At 46.1% G+C, this 21,602-nt stretch carries 20 protein-coding genes and 5 tRNA genes; 9 read left to right on the top strand and 16 right to left on the bottom strand.

Going from position 1 to position 21,602, the window contains the following annotated elements; genetic code table 11:
• Positions 1–47 precede the first annotated feature (47 nt).
• Positions 48–1,157, top strand: coding sequence for a tRNA epoxyqueuosine(34) reductase QueG (gene queG, locus CSW98_RS15650; RefSeq protein WP_100801409.1), 1,110 nt, complete (start codon positions 48–50; stop codon positions 1,155–1,157).
• A 588-nt stretch (positions 1,158–1,745) separates the two neighbouring features.
• On the opposite strand, the gene CSW98_RS15640 is transcribed toward queG, so the two are convergent.
• The 6 genes from CSW98_RS15640 to orn form a co-directional block, all read right to left on the bottom strand.
• Positions 1,746–1,822: transfer RNA gene (locus CSW98_RS15640), tRNA-Met, on the bottom strand.
• Positions 1,823–2,004: 182 nt separating this feature from the next.
• A tRNA-Gly gene (locus tag CSW98_RS15635) sits at positions 2,005–2,080 on the bottom strand.
• 159 nt (positions 2,081–2,239) lie between these two features.
• Positions 2,240–2,315, bottom strand: a tRNA-Gly gene (locus tag CSW98_RS15630).
• A 33-nt stretch (positions 2,316–2,348) separates the two neighbouring features.
• A tRNA-Met gene (locus tag CSW98_RS15625) sits at positions 2,349–2,425 on the bottom strand.
• Between the two features lie 57 nt (positions 2,426–2,482).
• A tRNA-Gly gene (locus tag CSW98_RS15620) sits at positions 2,483–2,558 on the bottom strand.
• A gap of 166 nt (positions 2,559–2,724) precedes the next feature.
• A complete protein-coding gene (orn, locus tag CSW98_RS15615) occupies positions 2,725–3,270 on the bottom strand; it encodes an oligoribonuclease (RefSeq protein ID WP_100801407.1) in 546 nt (181 codons plus the stop codon).
• Positions 3,271–3,355: 85 nt separating this feature from the next.
• Between orn and rsgA the strand changes: the two genes are divergently transcribed.
• From rsgA to CSW98_RS15600, 3 genes are all read left to right on the top strand, one after another.
• A complete protein-coding gene (gene rsgA, locus CSW98_RS15610; RefSeq protein ID WP_100801406.1) occupies positions 3,356–4,411 on the top strand; it encodes a small ribosomal subunit biogenesis GTPase RsgA in 1,056 nt (351 codons plus the stop codon).
• Between the two features lie 101 nt (positions 4,412–4,512).
• Positions 4,513–5,382, top strand: coding sequence for an archaetidylserine decarboxylase (gene asd / locus CSW98_RS15605; RefSeq protein WP_100801484.1), 870 nt, complete (start codon positions 4,513–4,515; stop codon positions 5,380–5,382).
• Between the two features lie 223 nt (positions 5,383–5,605).
• A complete protein-coding gene (locus tag CSW98_RS15600; protein ID WP_100801405.1) occupies positions 5,606–7,024 on the top strand; it encodes an SLC13 family permease in 1,419 nt (472 codons plus the stop codon).
• A 9-nt stretch (positions 7,025–7,033) separates the two neighbouring features.
• On the opposite strand, the gene epmA is transcribed toward CSW98_RS15600, so the two are convergent.
• On the bottom strand, positions 7,034–8,008 hold the full coding sequence (gene epmA / locus CSW98_RS15595) for an elongation factor P--(R)-beta-lysine ligase (RefSeq protein WP_100801404.1): 975 nt from the start codon (positions 8,006–8,008) through the stop codon (positions 7,034–7,036).
• Between the two features lie 264 nt (positions 8,009–8,272).
• Here epmA and frdA point away from each other — a divergent pair, with 264 nt between their 5' ends.
• From frdA to frdD, 4 genes are read left to right on the top strand one after another with little or no spacing between them, the layout of a single operon-like run.
• Positions 8,273–10,084: a fumarate reductase (quinol) flavoprotein subunit gene (gene frdA / locus CSW98_RS15590; RefSeq protein ID WP_100801403.1), complete on the top strand. Its 1,812-nt coding sequence runs from the start codon at positions 8,273–8,275 to the stop codon at positions 10,082–10,084.
• Positions 10,084–10,824: a succinate dehydrogenase/fumarate reductase iron-sulfur subunit gene (locus CSW98_RS15585; RefSeq protein ID WP_100801402.1), complete on the top strand. Its 741-nt coding sequence runs from the start codon at positions 10,084–10,086 to the stop codon at positions 10,822–10,824. Before frdA ends, CSW98_RS15585 begins: the two co-directional genes overlap by 1 nt.
• 2 nt (positions 10,825–10,826) lie before the next feature.
• Complete coding sequence (gene frdC / locus CSW98_RS15580) at positions 10,827–11,210, top strand: fumarate reductase subunit FrdC (RefSeq protein ID WP_100801401.1); 384 nt, start codon at positions 10,827–10,829, stop codon at positions 11,208–11,210.
• Between the two features lie 13 nt (positions 11,211–11,223).
• A complete protein-coding gene (frdD, locus tag CSW98_RS15575; RefSeq protein ID WP_100801400.1) occupies positions 11,224–11,586 on the top strand; it encodes a fumarate reductase subunit FrdD in 363 nt (120 codons plus the stop codon).
• An 83-nt stretch (positions 11,587–11,669) separates the two neighbouring features.
• Here the strand turns inward: frdD and efp are convergent, their stop codons facing one another.
• Positions 11,670–12,236, bottom strand: a complete 567-nt coding sequence (gene efp / locus CSW98_RS15570) for an elongation factor P (protein WP_100801399.1) — start codon at positions 12,234–12,236, stop codon at positions 11,670–11,672.
• 34 nt (positions 12,237–12,270) lie between these two features.
• Between efp and epmB the strand changes: the two genes are divergently transcribed.
• Positions 12,271–13,314, top strand: a complete 1,044-nt coding sequence (epmB, locus tag CSW98_RS15565; RefSeq protein WP_100801398.1) for an EF-P beta-lysylation protein EpmB — start codon at positions 12,271–12,273, stop codon at positions 13,312–13,314.
• On the opposite strand, the gene astD is transcribed toward epmB, so the two are convergent.
• The 8 genes from astD to CSW98_RS15525 form a co-directional block, all read right to left on the bottom strand.
• On the bottom strand, positions 13,311–14,786 hold the full coding sequence (astD, locus tag CSW98_RS15560; protein ID WP_100801397.1) for a succinylglutamate-semialdehyde dehydrogenase: 1,476 nt from the start codon (positions 14,784–14,786) through the stop codon (positions 13,311–13,313). The genes epmB and astD overlap by 4 nt on opposite strands.
• Positions 14,787–14,798: 12 nt before the next feature.
• Positions 14,799–15,818: an arginine N-succinyltransferase gene (astA, locus tag CSW98_RS15555; RefSeq protein ID WP_100801396.1), complete on the bottom strand. Its 1,020-nt coding sequence runs from the start codon at positions 15,816–15,818 to the stop codon at positions 14,799–14,801.
• A 54-nt stretch (positions 15,819–15,872) separates the two neighbouring features.
• Positions 15,873–17,084, bottom strand: coding sequence for an aspartate aminotransferase family protein (locus CSW98_RS15550; protein ID WP_100801395.1), 1,212 nt, complete (start codon positions 17,082–17,084; stop codon positions 15,873–15,875).
• Between the two features lie 265 nt (positions 17,085–17,349).
• Complete coding sequence (locus CSW98_RS15545; protein WP_100801394.1) at positions 17,350–17,937, bottom strand: aminodeoxychorismate/anthranilate synthase component II; 588 nt, start codon at positions 17,935–17,937, stop codon at positions 17,350–17,352.
• A 142-nt stretch (positions 17,938–18,079) separates the two neighbouring features.
• Positions 18,080–19,084, bottom strand: a complete 1,005-nt coding sequence (gene trpS, locus CSW98_RS15540; RefSeq protein WP_100801393.1) for a tryptophan--tRNA ligase — start codon at positions 19,082–19,084, stop codon at positions 18,080–18,082.
• 128 nt (positions 19,085–19,212) lie between these two features.
• On the bottom strand, positions 19,213–19,893 hold the full coding sequence (locus tag CSW98_RS15535; protein ID WP_100801392.1) for a phosphoglycolate phosphatase: 681 nt from the start codon (positions 19,891–19,893) through the stop codon (positions 19,213–19,215).
• Positions 19,894–19,947: 54 nt separating this feature from the next.
• Positions 19,948–20,622 (bottom strand): ribulose-phosphate 3-epimerase, encoded by a 675-nt coding sequence (gene rpe / locus CSW98_RS15530; RefSeq protein ID WP_100801391.1) that lies wholly within the window; start codon positions 20,620–20,622, stop codon positions 19,948–19,950.
• Between the two features lie 111 nt (positions 20,623–20,733).
• Positions 20,734–21,564: a Dam family site-specific DNA-(adenine-N6)-methyltransferase gene (locus CSW98_RS15525; RefSeq protein WP_100801390.1), complete on the bottom strand. Its 831-nt coding sequence runs from the start codon at positions 21,562–21,564 to the stop codon at positions 20,734–20,736.
• Between the last annotated feature and the right edge of the window lie 38 nt (positions 21,565–21,602).

Genomic DNA, 21,602 nt, shown 5'->3' with positions numbered 1-21,602 from the left:
TTCATCTGTTAAAATTTCCGGCTCAACCACTCATTCTATCATGTTTTATGGACTATCAGGCTCTGGCAAAACAGATCAAACTCTGGGGATCCCAGCTCGGCTTCCAGCAAGTAGGGATCTGCGATATCGATCTCTCCCTTCATGAGGCCGAGCTACAACGCTGGCTCGATTCCGGCTACCACGGAGAAATGGACTGGATGGCTCGTCACGGCGGGATGCGCGCACGCCCTGCTGAGCTTCTTCCCGGAACCATGCGTGTTATCAGCGTTCGTATGGACTATCTTCCTCCACATGCTGCATTTGCCAGCAACCTGAAAGATCCGACCAAAGCTTATATCAGCCGCTATGCCCTTGGACGCGACTACCATAAATTAGTTCGCAATCAGTTAAAAAAACTGGGACAGATGATCGAGCAGGAAGTCGGAAAACTAGGTTACCGCCCTTTTGTTGACTCAGCACCTTTGCTGGAACGTCCTTTAGCAGAAAAAGCCGGGCTTGGGTGGAGCGGAAAACATTCTCTCATCCTCAATCAGGAAGCCGGATCCTGGTTTTTTCTGGGTGAATTATTAGTTGATATTCCGCTTCCGATCGATACTCCTGCACAAAATAAATGTGGGCAGTGCAGGGCATGCATAACTTCCTGCCCAACAGGAGCAATTGTGGCCGATGGTATCGTTGATGCCAGAAAATGTATTTCCTATCTGACCATAGAATATGATGGTGTCATTCCAGAAACACTCCGTCAAGCAATAGGTAACCGGATATATGGCTGTGATGACTGCCAGTTAGTTTGTCCATGGAACCGTTTTTCCAACATTACTCAACAGGCTGATTTTCACCGAAGAAAAGCTCTGGAAAATATGGATCTCGTTACTTTGTTTTTATGGAGTGAAGAAGAGTTCCTCAAAAAAATGGAGGGCTCACCAATCCGTCGTATCGGACATATTCAGTGGATGAGGAATATTGCTGTCGCAATGGGAAATGCACCATACTCTCCTGCCATACTATCAGCACTGGCAAACCGAAAAGGAAACTGTGCATTGCTGGATGAACACATTCGGTGGGCAGAACATCAGCAAAATACACAGAGATCCGGAAACATCAGAACTGAACGTCTGATCAGAATTATAGAGAAAGGTCTACCACGCGATGCATAACGGAATAATATGCCAATAACTATGCAAGCGAGCGCGTATTTTATGTGTGTTTTTTGATATTGCTCTCAAAATTCTCTGTGTGGAAAACAATAACGGAGTCGCTTAAATTCAACCACACCAACAAAGTTAAACACAATCAAATGGAATGACAAAGATCAAAGAATTGTGACTTAAAGATCTATTATTGATCCATGAATAGACCAGAAAAATAAAAAAACGCCAAAGTAATCAACTAGATAGATGAATGGTATTATTTTTCAAAACCATCATTACGAAAATGATCTTTTCAAAATCAGCTCACTATTTGAAGACTTTTATTTTATCAACCAAGTTATCCACAAAAATCAATATGTGGATAAGTCTGTTAGTTCTTTTATTTTAAGTAAGCAAAATGCGGACTGTTCAGGATACAGAACAATCAGAAAAAACAGAAGCTGAAACAACACAGCTAAAATTGAATTGTTACAAAATAGACTTCACTCAATGGTGAGCAACGAAGAGTATTTTTGGGGTTAATGCCTCACGGCATTAATAAAGAGCAGTGGCTGTAAACCATTTCACCGCATACACGGTTACTTCGAAAGAATTTGGTTGCGGGGGCCGGATTTGAACCGACGACCTTCGGGTTATGAGCCCGACGAGCTACCAAGCTGCTCCACCCCGCGTCCGTATTGTGTCACCGTTAAGTACGATGGAAACTGTGATTCTCTACCTAGAGAGAATGATGCAACACACGAGGTTCCCTTTCCTATAACAAAAAAGCGTGACCTCAACCTTAACAAGATTGTGTTCTGACAACAGAACTCGTGTCGCATTATTACCGTAAGCTACGGCAACATTATTTAACTGGAGCGACACACGAGGTTCGAACTCGTGACCTCAACCTTGGCAAGGTTGCGCTCTACCAACTGAGCTAGTGTCGCATTATCACCATAAACTACGGCAATATTATTTAACTGGAGCGACACACGAGGTTCCCTTTTCTATAACAAAAAGTGTGACCTCAACCTTAACAAGGTTGCGTTCTGACAACAGAACTCGTGTCGCATTATTACCGTAAACTACGGTAACAATAATTTAACTGGAGCGACACACGAGGTTCGAACTCGTGACCTCAACCTTGGCAAGGTTGCGCTCTACCAACTGAGCTAGTGTCGCATGGACTAACTGCTACTGCAATTAATCTGAATTTGGTTGCGGGGGCCGGATTTGAACCGACGACCTTCGGGTTATGAGCCCGACGAGCTACCAAACTGCTCCACCCCGCGTCCGTATTATGTCACTGTTAAGTACAGTGAAAACTGTGATTCTCTACTTAAAGAGAATGGAGCGACACACGAGGTTCGAACTCGTGACCTCAACCTTGGCAAGGTTGCGCTCTACCAACTGAGCTAGTGTCGCATTCTGAAACGTCTTCATCTGTTCAGGGCTGCGAATTATAAGAGCATTTTTTTTTGATGCAAGCCTTTCTACAAAAAAAATTTATTTTTATAACTAAGTGCTGAAAAAAGAACCTATTTGATGAAAGAACTATCATTTCTCCTCAGAAAAATGCAGTGAAGCCATATCAGATAGAGAATACTGTCTTCCGATAATACTGCAGCTCAGCGATCGATTCCCGGATATCATCCAAGGCTAAATGACTGCCAGTTTTATGAAATCCATCCAATACCTCAGGTTTCCAACGACGGGTTAACTCTTTTAAGGTACTGACATCGACATAACGGTAGTGGAAATACTCTTCCAACTCCGGCATATGTTTGTACAAAAAGCGACGATCCTGACCAATACTGTTACCGCAGATTGGGGACTTACCTTTCGGCACCCATTGTTCAAGAAAACTGATTGTCTCTTTTACTGCCTGCTCTTCATCGGTCTGACTGGCTTTGACCCGGGCGACAAGCCCGCTTCCAGTATGAGTGGTCGTGCACCATTCATCCATTTTTTGCAGCTCTTCCTCTGACTGATGAACCGCGATAACAGGGCCTTCGGCCAGGATATTGAGCTGACTATCGGTCACAATTGTTGCTATTTCAATGATCTTGTGTTCTTCAGGGTCTAACCCCGTCATCTCAAGATCGACCCAAATTAAATTTTGATCACTGAATGACATAGATGAATTGCCTATTTTGCGTTTAAAAAAGGTATCATAGCAGCAAATAACCATAGTCTCACAACTATCAAGGCAAAAAGATATCGTGGCGAAAAAGAAGAAACTTAGCAAAGGTCAGGTCCGACGGGTACGCGGAAACCAAAAGAAAAAACTCCAGCAGGAAACCGTCGTACAGTGGGAAGAAAATATGCTGGGTTCAGCAAAAGCCGGGCTGGTCATTACCCGCTTCGGTCAGCATGCCGATATTGAAGACTGTGCAACAAGTGAAATACATCGCTGTAATCTGCGCCGGGGAATAGAAACGCTGGTTTCAGGAGACCAGGTACTCTGGCGGCCGGGACTGGAATCCATGGCGGGTATATCCGGCGTTGTTGAAGCCGTTGAACCAAGAAAATCAGTTCTTACCCGTCCGGACTATTATGATGGCCTAAAACCGGTTGCTGCAAATATAGATCAAATGGTGATTGTTTCTTCCGTCTTGCCAGAATTATCACTCAATATTATTGATCGCTATTTAATTGCAGCGGAAACGTTACATATTCAGCCGCTGATCGTATTAAATAAAATCGACCTGCTGGATACTACCCAGCGCCCCTTGTTTCAGGAATGGCTGCAGGAATATGAAAAAATCGGCTATAAGGTTCTTCAGGTCAGTAAAGAATCCAGAGAAGGTATCAGTGCACTGGAAACAGAACTAAAAGATAAAATCAATGTATTTGTCGGCCAGTCTGGAGTAGGAAAATCCAGCCTAGTCAACGCCTTATTACCAGACGTAAATGCGGAAGAAGGCTCTATTTCTGAAACATCAGGACTGGGGCAACATACCACAACCGCAGCCCGGTTATATCATTTTCCTCACGGCGGTGATCTTATCGATTCTCCAGGGATTCGTGAATTCGGTCTGTGGCATCTTGAACCCGATGAAGTAACAGAAGCCTTTGTTGAATTTCGTCCTTATCTCGGCGGCTGTAAATTCCGAGACTGCAAACATCAGGATGACCCGGGATGCCTGCTGCGGGAAGCCGTAAACAAAGGGGAGATCAGTGAGATCCGTTTTGATAGCTATCACCGTATCATTGAAAGCATGACAGAAAATAAAGCAAACCGACAATACTCGCGTAACAAAAAGGCGGATCTTTAAGCATAACAATGACAAGTCTGCCGGGATTTTGTACCATCCGCTTCTGGCAGACTCAGCGATTAACCTGCCGCAATTAATAAAAGAAATGAGATATGAACGTAATTGATAAAATAAAAATAGGCTTCCAGTACTGGATTCCCAAGCATGCCCTGACTCGTCTGGTCGGAAAACTGGCTTCAGCAAAACTGGGAGGTGTAACGACTGCGATTATCCGCCTGTTTATCAAGCAATATCATGTAAATATGGATGAAGCACAGTTTTCTGATCCTGCTCATTTTAAAACGTTTAATGATTTTTTCATCCGTGAGTTACAAGAAAATGCCCGTCCCGTTACCGAAGGAGAAAGTGTCCTGACTCACCCTGCTGATGGCTGTGTCAGTCAGTTCGGACCGATAGAAAATGGTCGTCTGATCCAGGCTAAAGGCCACGATTTCTCTGCACAGGAACTTCTGGGGGGCGATGCGGCGCTGTATAACGAATTTAAAGATGGTAACTTTGCAACTATTTATCTTTCTCCGCGCGACTATCACCGCGTACACATGCCATGTGATGGCGTACTCCGGCAGATGATCTATATTCCGGGTGACCTGTTCTCCGTTAATCCTCTAACAGCAGAAAATGTCCCAAACCTGTTTGCTCGTAATGAACGTGTGGTTTGTATCTTTGATACTGAACACGGCCCTATGGCTCAGGTGCTTGTCGGAGCTACCATTGTAGGAAGTATCGACGTTATCTGGTCAGGAACCATTACCCCGCCAACCGGTAACACGGTTCATCGCTGGGATTATCCAGCACTAGGGGATAAATCTGTCACACTAAAAAAAGGACAGGAAATGGGGCTCTTCAAGCTGGGTTCAACCGTGATCAATCTGTTTGCTAAAGATAAAGTTATATTTGATGACAGCATGCAGAACGGAGTGTCAACCCGGATGGGAACCGCATATGCGCATGTAAAATCTAAAACAGACTGACCCTGAACTAATATAGTCAGAAGAAGGTTACGGTTTGGCTCCTTAACCTTTTTCATTCCATCTGACTCATGAAAATTGACCAAAAACAAACCACTTACGAAAAAGCCGATCATACCTACAAAACATCACTTCAATCTTAGTAACCCCACTCTGCTTAATCTAAGCTAAGTATCAGCTATGTTTGAACAGTACTGGTATATAGAAGATACAGGGGTTGCTCCGTATGAAGAAAAAAATTGCTCCGGGAACACTAATCAAGTTGTTTGTCTGTTTTACCATTCCTATTACTGTTCTTTTCCTTCCCATTGAAGTTATCCCTATCGAAGGAATGACCCTAATACAACACCGTCTTCTGGCTATTTTCCTGCTGGCAGCTCTGCTTTGGGTATTGGAGCCAGTTCCTGTCTTCGCAACCTCAATTCTGATTATTGCTTTAGAGCTAGTCATGATATCCAACAAAGGACTGCTCTTTTTCCGGACTCCGTCGACAGAACATGATCTCGGTATTTTGATGAAATATACCGACATATTCAGTGCATTCTCGTCACCCATTATCATTCTGTTTATGGGCGGCTTTGCTCTGGCGATTGCAGCCTCCAAGTATGAACTGGACAACAATCTGGCTCGAGTATTATTGCGCCCTTTCGGAACACAGCCGCGTTTTATTATGCTGGGACTAATGCTGATTACAGCCACTTTCTCTATGTTTATGTCTAACACAGCAACCACTGTCATGATGCTCGCTTTGCTCGGTCCTATCGTTGCGTCAGCCCCCAAAGGTGATTTAGGCATTAAGGCTCTGGTGCTCTGTGTTCCTATAGCTGCCAATACAGGGGGGATCGCGACCCCTATCGGTACTCCGCCAAATGCAATAGCACTGCAATATCTCACCGGAGAAAACAGTATCAGCTTTCTTCGCTGGATGATGATGGGACTACCATTTGTGATTATCCAACTGACTATCGCCTGGTTTCTGCTGCAGAAACTGTTTCCATCTTCACAGACATCCATGACGCTGAAACTGGATGGTGTATTTAAAAAAAGCTGGCGTGCTGTCGTGGTTTACATCACTTTTGCGGCCACCATACTTCTTTGGATGACAACTCAATTGCATGGCATGAACACCTACGTTGTCTCTGTCATTCCTCTGGCTGTTTTTACCCTGACCGGTATCATGGGTAAAGAGGAACTTAAACAAATCAACTGGGATGTTCTCTGGCTGGTTGCCGGTGGTATCGCCATCGGTATCGGTCTAGATAAAACCGGGCTCGCGGAGGCTCTGGCTCACGCAATTGACTATGAATCCCTCTCCCCTCTTCTGGTTGTTATCGTTCTGTCACTGGTGTGCTGGATTATGGCTAACTTTATGTCGAATACAGCAACAGCCAACCTGCTAATGCCAATCGCAGCAGCTATTGGAACATCCATGGAGAGCCTGTCCAGCATGGGAGGAATACAAGGACTTCTGGTTGTCGTCGCCTTTTCCGCATCACTGGGAATGATACTGCCGGTATCGACCCCACCTAACTCTCTGGCTTACTCTACCGGCCTGATAGAAAGTAAAGATATGGCAAAAACCGGCGTACTTATCGGGGTTATCGGACTGATGATTGTTTATACTGCAGCTCTTATCATTACCTGATAACCGATATCAGGCTCTTGGAAACGCAAAAGCTGTGACCTGCTCAATATGATCACAGCCCAGCGCCAGCATCACCAGACGGTCAATGCCCAGAGCGACACCGGCACACGCAGGTAATCCGGCTTTTAATGCTTCAATAAGATGATAATCGATGGGCTGAGGAGTCAGTCCCATACCCACACGCTGCCGGTTATCTGTTTCAAAACGGGCCAACTGTTCATCCGGATTGTCCAGTTCATGAAATCCGTTCGCCAGTTCTATACCTTTAAAGTACACCTCAAACCGATCCGCTACACGAGAATCATCCCGGTTGATTCTGGCTAACGCGGCCTGAGATGCAGGAAAATCATAGACAAAAGCCGGCACCTGCTGACCAATCATAGGCTCCACTCCCATACTGAACAATAATTGTAACAAGGTATCTCTATCCTGCTCAGGATCAGCAATATCACTCAGGCCAAGTTCCGCAGCCGCATGTTTCAGCTCCCCCATGGGTGCCTGCAAAGGACACACCTTCAGTACTGTCAGAAAAGCCTGCTGATACGTCATGCGTTCTGCCGGCATACAGTGAAGCGTCATTTGCAGCAGTTCATCCATTTCATCCATCAGTTCATGGTGGTCAAAGCCCGTACGATACCACTCCAGCATAGTAAACTCCGGATTATGATAACGGCCATTCTCTTCATTACGGAAAGACTTACCTATCTGATAGATAGAACCGCTTCCGGCAGCCAACAGACGTTTCATATGAAATTCCGGACTGCTCATCAGATACAGTTTTTTCCCGTTGGCATAATCCGGCCCTATAAACCGGGTATGAAATGTATGCAAATGAATATCCGTGACTGTTGCATGACTGAGTGCTGGAGTCTCGACCTCCAGAACTTCTCTTTCAGCAAAAAAATGACGAATGGATGCCAGTATTCCGGCGCGTTGTTGCAACCGCTCAACAGTTGCAGATGGTTGCCATGCAGTTGGATTCATAAATAAATATAAGTCATTGTTGAGATTACTATTAATTACACTATAAAACTTTCAGGTGATACTAGTCACACAATAAAGTTTTGCTATGCTTACCCGTATATTTCTGAAGAAAAAGCCTAGCAGCATCAATTTTTTCCCGATCCTGCTCTCATACACTAGCTTCAGGAGCTAAAGTTACATATTACAATTTAAAGCAAATCATGGATGAATGATGGATTGTAGTTTCATCACATATGAATTTGCAATTACACACTGGAGGATACTGTGCAGACGATAACCACAGATATCGCAGTCATCGGCGCCGGCGGTGCCGGTCTTCGTACTGCAATCGCTGCGGCTGAAGCTAATCCCGAGTTAGAAATAGCTCTGGTTTCCAAAGTCTACCCGATGCGTTCCCACACCGTGGCCGCAGAAGGAGGCTCAGCAGCCGTTATTAAAGACGAAGACAGTCTGGATAACCACTTCAACGATACTGTAGGAGGGGGGGATTGGCTATGCGAGCAAGATGTTGTTGAGTACTTTGTTGAAAATGCAACCAGGGAAATGACCCAACTTGAACAATGGGGATGCCCCTGGAGCCGTAAAGAAAATGGTGACGTCAATGTTCGTCGTTTTGGTGGTATGAAAGTAGAACGAACATGGTTTGCTGCCGACAAAACCGGCTTTCATATGCTACACACCTTATTCCAGACCTCCCTCAAATACGAGCAAATAAAACGTTTTGATGAATACTTTGTTGTTGACCTTCTGGTCGTTGACGGAGAAGTTCAAGGCTTAATTGCTATTCATATGTCCGAAGGTGAACTGGTTACCATCAAAGCCAAATCTGTGGTATTGGCAACTGGTGGCGCTGGACGGGTTTATCACACCAATACCAACGGCGGTATTGTTACGGGCGATGGCATGGCAATGGCCTATCGTCATGGTGTTCCTCTGCGTGACATGGAATTTGTTCAGTATCATCCGACCGGACTGCCGGGTACCGGTATCCTGATGACAGAAGGCTGCCGCGGTGAAGGTGGTATTATTGTCAACAAAGACGGCTACCGCTACCTGCAGGACTACGGTATGGGGCCGGAAACACCTATCGGCCAGCCCAAAAATAAATATATGGAACTGGGGCCGCGCGATAAAGTCTCTCAGGCATTCTGGCATGAACAACAGAAAGGCAATACCATCAAACACCCTCTGGGTGATGTCGTTCATCTGGATCTTCGCCATCTAGGGGAGGATTACATTAACGAACGCCTGCCGTTTATTTGTGAACTGGCCAAGGCTTACGTTAATGTTGATCCGGCTAAACAACCGATTCCTATCCGCCCGACAGCACACTACACCATGGGAGGAATAGAAACCGATCGGTACAACGAAACCTGTATTAAAGGGCTTTTTGCTGTAGGCGAATGTTCCTCTGTAGGGCTGCATGGCGCAAACCGTCTGGGTTCAAACTCTCTGGCCGAACTGGTGGTGTTTGGGCGTCAAACCGGTGAAGGTGCTGCCAAACGGGCTGCAGAATTCGGGGGCTGGAATGATACTGCGATTGCTGAACAGGTAGAAGCCGCAGAAGCACGAATTCAGGCTCTTCTTGAACAGGAAGGCGATGAAAACTGGGCGGATATCCGTACCGAGATGGGTCATTCCATGGAATCGGGCTGTGGCATCTACCGTGAAGAAAATAGCATGCAGGAAACCATAAATAAACTTGCAGAGCTAAAAGATCGCTATAAGAAAATCAGCATTAAAGACAAAGGGAAAGTTTTCAATACTGACCTACTGTACGCCATAGAGGTAGGCTATGGACTGGAAGTCGCGGAAGCAATGGCTCACTCAGCCATGATGCGTAAGGAATCCCGCGGTGCTCACCAGCGTCTGGATGAGGGCTGTACCGAACGTGATGATGTGAATTTCCTGAGGCACTCACTGGCTTTCTACAATCCGGATGCAGCACCAACCATTGACTACCGTGATGTCACTATCACTAAATCTCAGCCCAAAGCCCGTCTGTACGGTGCTGCCGCTGAAGAAGCCGCTGCCAAAGAAGCTGCAGAAGCGAAACCAGCAGAGGAGCAAGAGTAATGTCAGGTCAAAGAATTCAGAAAGTAAAAATCATGCGTTACGATCCGGAGAAAGATGCAGAGCCTTATCTGCAAACCTTCGAAGTCCCGTTTGATGACACCATGTCAGTGCTGGATGCCCTGATGTATATAAAAGACAATCTGGATAAAAATCTTTCATTCCGCTGGTCATGCCGGATGGCTATCTGCGGTTCCTGCGGCATGATGGTCAATAACTATCCGAAACTAGCGTGTAAAAGCTTTATGCGTGATTATCCGGACGGCATCACCATCGAACCTCTGGCTAACTTCCCGATAGAAAAAGATCTGATCGTGGATATGACGCCATTTATCGAGCGTCTGGAAGCACTGAAACCTTATATTCTTGGTAATGACCGTAAACCGGAAGATGGTCCGAATAACCAGACACCAGAACAGATGGCAAGATACCAGCAATTTGCAGCCTGTATTAACTGTGGCCTCTGCTATGCAGCCTGTCCTCAGTTCGGCCTGAATCCCGACTTCCTTGGCCCTGCAGCCATTACACTGGCTCACCGCTATAACCTGGACAGCCGGGATAACGGGAAAAATGAGCGTATGAAACTGCTTAACGGTGAAAATGGGGTATGGGGTTGTACATTTGTTGGCTTCTGTTCTGAAGTTTGCCCTAAGCATGTTGATCCGGCTGCAGCCGTCAACCAGGGTAAGCTGGAGTCTTCGAAAGACTTTGTCATTGCCATGTTAAAACCACAGGAGGACTAAGGATGAGTAACCGTAAACCTTATGTTCGTAAGATGAAAGCAACCTGGTGGCAGAAACACAGTTTCTACCGCCTGTATATGCTACGGGAAGCAACCGTACTGCCTCTGATACTGTTTACCCTGTTTCTGACTTTTGGTCTGGGTGCTCTGGTTAAAGGTGCTGAAGCCTGGCAAAGCTGGCTGGCGTTTATGGCTCATCCGGTAGTCATTGCAATCAATATTGTTGCTCTGGCCGGAAGTCTGTTCCACGCCTACACCTTCTTCAGCATGATGCCGCAAGTGATGCCGGTACGCCTGAAAGGGAAAGTGGTCGATTCAAAAATCATCGTTCTGAGCCAGTGGGCTGCTGTTGCCGCTATCTCACTGATTGTTCTCATCATTGTATAGGAAGGAGCTTATTGTGGTTGATAAAAATCCAAAACGTTCAGATGAACCTGTATGGTGGGGCCTGTTCGGAGCCGGCGGAAGCTGGTTTGCGATGATCTCTCCGGTAACAATTTTGGTACTGGGCATTCTGGTGCCACTGGGAGTAATTGATGCTGAAGCGATGAACTATGAGCGGGTATCCGAATTCGCAACCAGTATTATCGGTGCTCTGTTTGTGATCGCAACACTGGCACTACCTATCTGGCATGCAATGCACCGGGTTCATCACGGTATGCACGATTTAAAACTTCACACTGGAATCGTAGGCAAAATTGCCTGCTACTTTACGGCAGCATTTATTTCTCTGCTGGCAGTGGTGTTTATTTTTATGATTTAAGCTGGCAATATCATAAACAGTAGCCATAAAAAACCGAAAGAATCCCTCTCTTTCGGTTTTTTTCGTGATAAACGACCTGAAAATTACTTCACGCGGCTTACATATTCCGCTGAACGGGTATCAACTTTAATAATTTCACCTATCTGGATGAACAGAGGAACACGCACAACAGCACCGGTAGACAGTGTCGCTGGCTTGCCGCCCGTGCCCTGCGTATCGCCTTTCAGACCCGGATCCGTTTCAGTAACTTCTAACTCAACAAAGTTTGGCGGAGTCACTGTGATAGGATTACCATTCCACAGTGTCAGCATACAAGTGTTGTTTTCTACCAGCCACTTAGCGTTATCACCTACCGCTTTTGCATCTGCTGCAATCTGTTCGAATGTTTCTGCATTCATAAAGTGATAGAATTCGCCGTCTGAATACAGGTAATCTAGGTCGATATCCATTACGTCTGCAACTTCACATGTGTCACCAGACTTAAAGGTTTTCTCTAGCACTTTACCAGAAAGTAGTTTACGAATTTTTACGCGGTTAAACGCCTGACCTTTACCTGGTTTAACATATTCGTTTTCCAGAATAACGCACGGCTCATTATCAAGCATTAGTTTAAGGCCGCTTTTAAATTCATTAGTGCTAACTGTAGCCATTGTTTCCTCTTACTATTATTCGAGCTAAATTTTAATGTTGCCTATCATAACCCGAAAATCCGTCTCTGTTGAGCAAAACTGGCTCAATGAGCTGGCAAGTGCGATCTCTGATCCGGAGAAGCTACTCACTCAACTCGGTATTCCACAGGAACAGTGGCCTCACCCCGTTGAAGGATGTCGTTTTGCTGCCAGAAAATTATTTGCTCAACGCGTACCGCAAAGCTTTATCCGCAGGATGGAAAAAGGCAACATCCATGATCCTTTATTACGTCAGGTTCTGCCCATTAATGATGAGCTGGAATATCATCCCGGCTATTCAGTGGATCCGCTTGAAGAACAAGATAATGAGCTGCCCGGGTTGCTGCATAAATACCATAACCGTGCTCTGCTGATCCTGAAAGGAGGCTGTGCAATTAACTGCCGCTACTGTTTCAGACGTCACTTTCCGTACAATGACAATAAAGGCTCAAAAAGCGTCTGGCAGCGAAGTCTGGACTATATAGAACAGCATGCAGAACTGAATGAAATCATACTCTCCGGAGGAGATCCTCTGATGGCGAAAGATAATGAATTACGTTGGCTGACGGAACGGCTGGAACAGATCCCACACATCCGCAGACTTCGGATTCACACTCGTCTTCCAGTCGTGATCCCGTCGCGCATCACAACGGATCTGTGTGAATTACTTAGGTATACCCGGTTAAAGACGATTCTGGTTACTCATATCAATCATAAAAATGAAATGGATCAGCAACTGGTGCAAGCATTGCAGATGCTGAAAAATGCAGGAGTTACCCTACTGAACCAGAGCGTACTGCTAAAAGGAGTCAACGACAGTGCCGAAACACAAATAGCACTTAGTGAAGCGCTATTTGATAACGGTGTTCAGCCTTATTACCTGCATGTGCTGGATAAGGTTCAGGGGGCAGCGCATTTTTATGTCAGCGATACAAAAGCAAAGGCCATCGTACGAGAGATGATGACCCAGGTTTCCGGCTATATGGTTCCGAGACTGACCCGGGAAGAAGGTGGAAAGCCAAGCAAAACCCCTCTGGATCTAGGTATGGAAAACGACTAAAACAGTACCCCCGGACTCAGTATTTCAGGCAGTACCGGGGCATCACCTTCCATTGAAGCCATAGGGTAAGCGCAATAGTCTGCTGCATAATAGGCGCTCGGTCTGAGATTACCGGATGCACCGGGTCCTCCAAACGGCATATCACTACTGGCTCCGGTCAACTGACGATTACGATTTACTATACCAGCACGAATATGCTGCAGAAAATAATTCCATTCATTATCATCAGTAGAAATCAATCCGGCAGATAACCCAAACCGAGTATTATTTGCCATCTCTACCGCAGACTCGATGGCAGAAAACTCACCGTTTACCGGATAACGCACCATCTGCAGCAAAGGCCCAAAATACTCCTGATCCGGAGGAGAGAACACAGATGTAATGTCAATCAACCCGGGAGAAATAAATGCAGCTCTTCCTGGCTGTGCTTTAAGCAAAGGAATCCCCCCCAGAGCGATCAAATGTGCCTGAGCATCTAAAATACCCTGAACGGCAGCCTGTGAAATCAGAGATCCCATAAAAGGCTGAGGATCGGAAAATGGCTGATCCACCCGAATCGTTTTAATCACTTCGACCAGCCTGGCTACGAGTCTATCGCCATTTTTTCCCTCAGGTACATACAGACGACGAGCACAGGTACAACGCTGTCCGGCACTCAAAAAAGCAGACTGAATAATCGTATAGACAGCAGCATCTACTTTCCCATACTGCCCGGATACCACCAGCGGATTATTTCCTCCCATCTCCAGCGCCAGCATCTTTTCCGGCTGACCGGAAAACTGCCTGTGCAGAAGATGTCCAGTAGATGCACTACCGGTAAACAGCAAACCGTCAATCTCCCGGGACTGCGCCAAAGCAATCCCTGTTTGTGTTCCGCCCTGCAGCAAGTTAATCACCCCTGCTGGCATCCCTGCCGATTCCCACAATTGCATCATGAACTCGGCAGTATATGGAGTCTGTTCCGAAGGCTTATACACAACAGTATTACCTGCCAAAAGGGCTGGTACCATATGACCATTAGGCAAGTGAGCAGGGAAATTATAAGGCCCGAATATGGCCATCACACCAAGAGGCCGGTGGCGTAAGCACATCTGCGTTCCATCAGCTTCACGACATTTCTCCCCACTTCTTTCCTGATAAGCACGAATAGAAATATCCACTTTGGCCGCTACCGCAGCAGCTTCAGTACGACTCTCCCATAAGGGCTTACCCGTCTCTTTTGCTATCACCTCAGCCAGCACATCACTGTGTCGTGTTACCTGAGCAGCAAATGCCTGTATAACCCTTTTCCGCTCAGAAAAACAACATAGCTTCCAATGTAAAAAGGCATGGCGAGCAGCCTGTACGGCCTGTTCAACCTGATCCGGCGTCGCACTTTCTCCCTGCCATAAGGGAAGATCATCATACGGACAGACAGAAACCATCGGCTCTCCCTGCCCCTCCACCCACTGACCAGCAATCCACTGACTCATACCGCCTCCTGTTTATAGCGCAAGCATACGTACAGAATCACCATTGGTCACCTGCAGTGCATCTGCCACTTCCTGAGCAAGCAGAACGGTCTGATTCTCCTGATCATATGCGGCTTTAGCTGCCGTCGCTCTGAAGTGTTCAAATGAGGTGTTGGATAACAGATAATCCTGAGAACTGGTGTGTTCACTGACTTTCACTCTGGCCCGGAATGAGTTCCGCACCGAATTGATCTGCTGAGTGTCGCATTCAACCGTAGGTCCGGCATCAAAGATATCAATGTGATTCCGACAGGCAAATCCCTCCTGTTCCAGTAGCTTAAGTGCAGGAAGTGTTTTTTCATGTACTTGCCCGATAACAGCCTGCGCTTCAGGACTGAGCAAATTAACGTAGATAGGAAGCTTCGGCATCAGATCCGCAATAAAACCTTTTTTCCCGATCCCGGTAAGATAATCTGCCATAGTGAAGTCAATAGAGAAAAAATGTTCCTGTAACCATTGCCAGAATGGTGAGTTACCATCCGCGTCAGAAACACCGCGCATTTCCGCAAAAACTGTCGCAGAAAAACGTTCCGGATGTTCCGCCAGCATCAGAAAACGGCACTTCGACATCAGTTTGCCATTCAGTCCCCCACGAAAAGAAGGTCGCAGAAACAGAGTACAAACTTCTGTACAACCGGTATAGTTATTACCAAGAGTGAGTATCTGTACCTTATTATTGACTCCCAGAGGCTGAGAAGAGTGCACTATTGTGCTGATGTGGTAGGTATAGAAAGGCAGATCCAGTCCGACAGCAGATTCAAGAGCCGTGGTACCTGCCACCTCCCCCGTCACCGAATCCACCCCCACCATCAGATAGCTTTCTCCCTCCGGTTGAGTAATATTCTGTCTGGCAAAACTCTCCACAGAATGTTCGATTCGGCTGATAAGCAGCCCTTCATTAACAGGAAGAGAAGTGAAACCATGCCCGGACTCTTCAGCACACACCCGCAGAGCCGGGTAATCTGTTTTCTCTATAGGTCGAACAACAAGCATCACAACGCCTCCTTGTTACAGAAGGTTCAGAGAGCGACAAAGCGTATAATACCCTCAGACAATCGAAGCAATCGCTTTATCCAGTCTCGCCAGTCCTTCTTGTATATCTTCTTTAGCAATCACCAATGACGGCGTAAATCGAACTACATTAGCACCGGCAATCAACACCATCAGCCCCTCTTTCCCGGCAGCTGTCAGTACATCTTTTGCCCTTCCCTGCCACGCCTTATTCATCGCAGCACCAAGTAACAGACCTTCTCCGCGGATCTCACTGAAAATACTGTATTTTTTGTTGATCTCCGCCAGACCTTCACGAAAGATAATTTCTCTTTCCAGAACACCATTCAGGGTTTCAGGTTTACTGATTTCATCCAGAACAGCTTCTGCCACTGCACACGCCAACGGATTACCACCGTAAGTAGAGCCATGCGTACCAACCTTAAAATGAGCAGCCAATTCGGTTGTCGTCAGCATAGCCCCGATAGGAAAACCGCCACCCAGCGATTTGGCCGTACTCAGTATATCAGGAGTCACCCCCAGACCTTCATAGGCATACAGATTTCCCGTCCGGCCATTACCTGTCTGTACTTCGTCAAAAATCAGCAAAGCATTATACTGATCACACAATTCCCGCACTGCCAGAGCAAAATCAGGCACAGGAGATACGATCCCCCCCTCGCCCTGTAGTGGTTCCATCACCACTGCACAAGTTTTATTGGAAATATGCGCTTTTAATGCTTCAATATCATTGTAGTCAAGATGCGTCACTTCACCGGGTTTAGGGCCAAAACCATCCGAGTAGGCATTCTGCCCTCCAACGGTTACCGTAAAAAACGTCCGGCCATGAAACCCTTGTTTAAAGGCAATAATTTCTGATTTTTCAGCCCCGAATCGGTCAGCCGCTACCCGGCGAGCCAGTTTAAAAGCCGCTTCATTTGCCTCTGCACCAGAGTTAGCAAAAAAAACTTTATCGGCAAAGGTCAGCTCTGTCAGTTTGCGAGCCAAACGTAATGCTGGTTCATTAGTCATGACATTACTGACATGCCAGATTTTTTTCGCCTGCTCAGTGATGGCATTGACCATTACTGGATGACAGTGACCGAGACAACTGACCGCAATACCACCAGCAAAATCGATATACTCTTTACCTTCCTGATCCCAAAGCCGGGAGCCTTCCCCCCTGACCGGCACCATTTCCATCGGGCTATAGCAAGGTACCATCACCTCATCAAACCAACTGCGCTCGACCTTATTTTCCATTGTCACGTCTCCCCGACCCGATACGCCATAAGTGTATCTTAATTAGTATTTACCATTTAATAACGATTTCAATAGATAAGAACAACGGTTCTATTGAACCCAATAGCCACCAATGACTATTTATTCACTAATAAGACATAAAAACGCAAACAAAAGCAATACTACCAGATAAAAAAAACAAAATATGAAAAAAAATTCATATTTATTAATCAGTATCGAACAGAAAAATATCTGGAAAAGTGATCACTGGCAGATGGGAAACGGACAGAAACTACACACGGCTTCTTTGCAGAAAATTCGCCAAAAGTGCATGCCCCTGTTCTGTTTTTATCGATTCAGGATGAAACTGCACCGCTTCAATAGGCAATGTCTTATGCTGATAGCCCATGATCTCGTCCATCTCACCATTAGCCAGGGTGGTCCAGGCAGTGACTTCAAAACAATCAGGCAAAGAGTCAGCTTTCACCACCAGAGAATGATATCGGGTCACCGTCAGAGGATTATTCAATGCATGAAATACACTCTTACCTGTATGGGTAATTAACGACGTTTTACCATGCATGACCTCGCGGGCACGCACAACCTCACCGCCAAAAACCTGAGCAATAGCCTGATGTCCCAAACAGACACCAAGAATCGGAAGCTTACCCGCAAAGTGCCTGATTACATCCAGAGAAATGCCGGCTTCATTCGGTGTACAGGGCCCCGGTGAAATAACCAAATGAGTCGGCTTCAATGCTTCAATACCCGGGATGTCAATCTCGTCATTGCGTACCACTTTCACCTCAGCGCCCAGTTCACAGAAATACTGGTACAAGTTGTAGGTGAAAGAGTCGTAGTTGTCGATAATAAGCAACATTGAACTTCCTGCAGATATGGCAGTTAAACCAGAAGACGTTGGATGGCATTCTTCCAATACCGTCCGAGAAAGGCAAGTAAAAAATAAGGCCAGCAGTATAATAACTGCCGGCCTTAATCCGTCTGATTCTGTCGTATTTACATTACGGGCGTGCAACAAAACCTACAGCTTTGTAGACTCTCTTGAGTGTTTCTTCCGCTTGTGTTGAAGCTTTCTCGGCACCATTCTTCATCACTGAATCCAGATATGCACGATCAGCACGAATACGCTTATATTCTGCCTGTACAGGTTCCAGCATAGCGACCACAGCCTCAGCGACAGCCACTTTAAAGTGGCCGTACATTTTGCCTTCAAACTCTTTCTCGATTTCAGCAAAACTCTGACCGGTCGCGGCATGCATCAGCCCCATCAGGTTAGCGATACCAGGCTTGTTCTCCACATCATAAATAACACGAGGTGGATCTTCCGGGTCTGTTACTGCACTCTTAATTTTCTTGGTAATCGACTTAGGATCTTCCAGAATGGTAATCACATTCTTGCGGTTATCATCTGACTTAGACATCTTCTTCGTAGCATCCTGCAGGCTCATTACACGGGCATTCACCTGTGGAATATACGGTTCAGGTACCACAAAAGTTTCGCCATACAGATTGTTAAAACGCAGTGCGATATCACGAGCCAGCTCAAGATGCTGCTTCTGATCACTGCCAACCGGTACCTGCTCAGCCTGATAAGCCAGAATATCGGCCGCCATCAGCACCGGATAATCGTATAGGCCAACGTTGATATCGTTCGCATAACGTTGAGCTTTATCTTTGAACTGAGTCATACGGTTCAGTTCACCCATCTGAGTGTAGCAGTTCAGTACCCAGCCCAGCTGCGCATGCTCTGGTACATGAGACTGAACAAACAGGGTACTTTTCTCCGGGGTCACTCCGACAGCCAGACAGACCGACAGCGCATCCAGCGTTGCTTCATACAAGGCTTTTGGATCCTGACGGACCGTAATAGCATGAAGATCAACAATACAGTAATGGCAATCATAATCGTCCTGCATTTGATGCCACTGACGAAGAGCACCTAAGTAGTTACCGATACTTAGTTCACCTGATGGCTGTACGCCACTTAATACAATAGGTTTGCTCATGATTATGATTTCCTTACTTCTTTAGAATAATATTTGAAAAAAGAATACGCAGGTGTCTGAAAGACAACCCAAGCAGTGTACTCGTTAGCGAGTATTTTTCCAGCCATAAAACTGAAATTCTTTTACCTTTACGCAGTTAGCAGAGTCAACAGTTCCGCCATTTCATCTGCGATATAGTCCGGCTCAGAGTTTTCGATGGGCTCACCGTGATTGTAACCATAGGTTAAGGCAAAAGAGGGACAACAGGCGTTTTTAGCCGCCAGCACATCGTTTTTAGAGTCGCCGACCATCAGCATCTCTTCTGCAGATAAACCATGCTTATCCAACAGCCAGTTCAGTGCCATAGGATCAGGCTTACGCAGCGGAAAGTCTTCTCCGCCAATCACATCCACAAACAAATCAGACAAGTGATGTTGTTGCAGAATCTCCGGCACAAATGTCCCCGGCTTATTAGTAACAACCGCCAGCTTATAACCAGCACTATAGAGCTTATCCAGCGTTTCCTTTACCGTAGGGTACAGATTGCTCAGGGCATGACCACATTCGGCATAAAACTTATTAAATAGCTCACGAGCCTTTTTCTGTACTTCCGGATCAATAGCCGGGTCAACCGTGAGACTCCTGCTCAGCGCTCTGCCCAGCAGTATATCGGCACCATTCCCAACCCACTCACGAACCTGATCTTCACTCACGGGATCATAACCCAGAGCCTGTACTGACTGATCCACCGCCAGAGCTAAATCCGGCACACTGTCCAGCAGCGTACCATCCAGGTCGAATGCGATCAGTTTAATTTTTTCCAGCGACATTATTCTTCCATAATCAATCATCCTCTCTCATCAGGGAGAGGAAAAGTGTCGGTCTTATTGCTGTACTTTTGCCAGCTCAGCGCGCATTTCGTCAATCACGACTTTATAGTCCGGCTGACCGAAAATAGCAGACCCTGCGACAAAGACATCAGCACCAGCTTCAGCGATTTCACGGATATTGTCTACCTTCACGCCGCCGTCAACCTCAAGACGGATATCGCGGCCTGAGGCTTCGATACGCTGACGAATATCACGTAGTTTGTTCAGAGATGAAGGGATAAAAGACTGACCGCCAAAGCCCGGGTTAACCGACATAAGCAGGATCATGTCCAGTTTATCCATGATGTAATCAAGGTGGTGCAGTGGCGTTGCCGGGTTTAGTACAACACCCGCCTCACAACCGCATTCTTTGATCAGTTGCAGGCTGCGGTCCAGATGATCAGTGGCATCAGCATGAACAGTAATAATGCTGGCTCCGGCTTTAGCAAAATCAGGAATAATGCGATCAACCGGCTTAACCATCAGATGTACATCAATCGGTGCCGTAATGCCATAATCACGCAATGCCTTGCAAATAGGGGCACCAAAAGAAAGGTTAGGTACAAAATGGTTATCCATCACATCAAAGTGGATGATATCTGCACCGGCTTGCAGCACTTTTTCCACATCGTTACCAAGACGGGCAAAATCAGCAGATAAAATGGATGGAGCAATAAGAAAATCTTTCATACCTGACCTCAGGAATAATTACACAAAATAATAATACGGACGAAATTCGCCCGTATTTTACCCTAATTCCCTGATTGCCAGTAGCAGAGATTTACCGAAAAATCCTGCCCTTCAGACGGATTCAGCCTGATGGCTGAAAAGAGCCAGAAGCTCATCGACTTTATTGCGTCCAGCTCCGTTACGGCTGATGGTACGCTTCACTCTGACCACATTCAGATTAGCTCCATGGTAAAGGCGCCGGGTCAGTAAGGTATCATGATTAGATATAAGAACAGGGATCCCCTTCTGGCAGGAAATATTTTCTGCAATTTCAGCCAGATTGGCCTGATCATCCAGTGTAAAACCACTGGTAGCATAAGAAGTAAAATTAGCTGTATTCGATAAAGGCGCATAAGGCGGATCGCAGTAAATAACACTGTCGTTATCAGCACGGGCAAAAGTATCGATATAACTTTCACAGACAAATGTGGCCTTCTGTGCCTTTTCTGCGAATGCCAGCATCTCCTGTTCCGGAAAATAGGGTTTTTTGTAAGAACCGAAAGGCACGTTAAAACCACCCTTTTTGTTATAGCGGCATAAGCCATTAAAGCCAAAACGGTTCATATACAAAAATGCAAGAGAACGGAACCAGACATCATTGGTCGCATTGAACTGGGCACGCATGTCCAGATAAAACTCTTTGCGGTTACAATCCGGCTGAAACAAACGTCGTGCTTCGTGGATATATTTATCCGGTTCTGCTTTCAGCAGGTTATACAGATTAATCAGATCCTGATTGATATCGGCAAGCAGATACTCTTCGTAATCCGTATTAAGAAAAACCGATCCGGCTCCGGCGAATGGTTCTATCAGCCTTTTTGCAGGCGGCAGATGACGCTGAATATCTTCAACCAATCCGTATTTACCACCAGCCCATTTTAAGAAGGCACGCTGCTTTTTCATTTACTGCTCTTACTGTCTGTCCACGCGCTACTAACTGC

It is taken from the genome of Vibrio sp. HA2012 (assembly GCF_002812955.1).
In the GTDB taxonomy this organism is placed as follows: Bacteria; Pseudomonadota; Gammaproteobacteria; order Enterobacterales; family Vibrionaceae; genus Vibrio.
The sequence above is the reverse complement of the archived record's forward strand: the minus strand, read 5'-3'. Positions and strand labels throughout refer to the sequence as shown.